The following is a 1,461-nucleotide window of genomic DNA, read 5'->3' as shown; positions in this document are numbered from 1 at the left end:
CCACGTCCCCTGTGCATCGCCATGTTCTCGCTCCTCGTCATTCCCACCCGCCCCCTCGGAGCGATGGCGGCAACCTTCGGGACCGCGATCCACGACCGTCAACAGGCCCGGCATCGTCGTTACCTCTTCGACATCCCACCGTGACCGAAGGAGGTGGCGCCACAGGGTCATTTACCGCTCCTGAGCTGCGATTTGTCGATCCGTCAAAAGTAACGACGCGCGACCACTCCCGCTGACGTAATCGATTACGTTACTGTGCGGTCCGCTCGCCTCGACCGACGTCAACCGTCTTGGAGGATCGATGTCACGTGCTGTCGTGCACGCCGACCGAAGCGGACCGCGTCAGACCGACGCGCGCTTGATGTACCGAGCGCCGATCTCGACGGTGCTGCGCTCGGAACGACCTTCCAGGCGCTCGGCCAGCAGCCGCGCACAGGCACGGCCGACCTCCTCGGCCGGATACCGGATGGTGCTCAGCCGTGGACGGACGATCGACGCGAACTCGATGTCGTCATGCCCGACCAGGGCCACGTCCTGGGGAACACGGAGGCCGAGCTGCTCCGCCCGTTCCAGTGCCCCGACCGCCGCCACGTCATTGGCGCACAGCACCGCCTCCGGCGGATTCCGGTGCCGCATGAGACGGCCGAAGCCCTCGGCCCCCGCGTCGCGGGTGTGCTCGCCGTGCACCACGAGCGCGTCGGGCAGCCTCAGGCCGAACGCCGGTGCCTGTGCGCGGATGCGCTCCAGCCGCGGATCGCCGCCGGCGGCGTCACGCGGACCGGCGATGACGCCGATCCGCCGGCGGCCGGTCTCGGCGACGTGCTCCAGCGCCGCCCGTACCGCCCCGTCCGCCGCGGGAGTCACCAGGTCGTGGTCGCCGAACGGGAGATCGGCACTGACCACGACCGGGACGGAAGCGGACGCGAGGACGTCGAAGTCCTCGGGCGCGAGCCGGAACGGTGTGATGACGACGCCGGCCAGGCGCTGCCGCACCGCTTCGTCGAGAAACGCCCGCTCGTCGGCGAGCCTCGCACCCGTGTTGCAGATGGCCACGTGAAATCCCCCGGGCCGCAGAGTCTCCTGCAGGCCGTGCGCCAGCTGGGCGTAGAAGGGATTGGCGATGTCGGGGACCACTAGCGCGATCAAGGTGGACCGGCCCGTCCGCAGGCTGCGCGCCACGGTGTTGAGCCGGAATCCGAGCTCCTCGATCGCGGCCTCGACCGCCCTGCGCGTCTCGGCGGACACCGGCCGCTTCCCGCTGAGCACGTAGGAGACCGTCGCCGAGGAGACCCCCGCGGCCCTCGCCACATCGCTCATGGTGACCGCTCTGGCGATGGCAAACCCTCCTGTGATCAGCCGACAGGCTCCGTACGGCAATGCTCCCGCTCCCCTCGCGTGCGGCGGGAGCGGCTCCACCGGCAGTGACCTTACCCGCGGCTCGACGGACGGGCTCCCGCACCC

1 protein-coding gene is annotated in these 1,461 nt (G+C 70.1%); it reads right to left on the bottom strand.

The window, feature by feature from the left end:
- Nucleotides 1–342: 342 nt before the first annotated feature.
- On the bottom strand, nt 343–1,461 hold a 1,119-nt coding region (locus tag EAO71_RS37270), incomplete at its 5' end, for a LacI family DNA-binding transcriptional regulator (RefSeq protein WP_261992541.1).

Origin of the sequence: Streptomyces sp. MS191 (assembly GCF_008042125.1) — a bacterium.
GTDB lineage: Bacteria > Actinomycetota > Actinomycetes > Streptomycetales > Streptomycetaceae > Streptomyces.
This window is presented reverse-complemented; position numbering and strand designations above follow the sequence as displayed.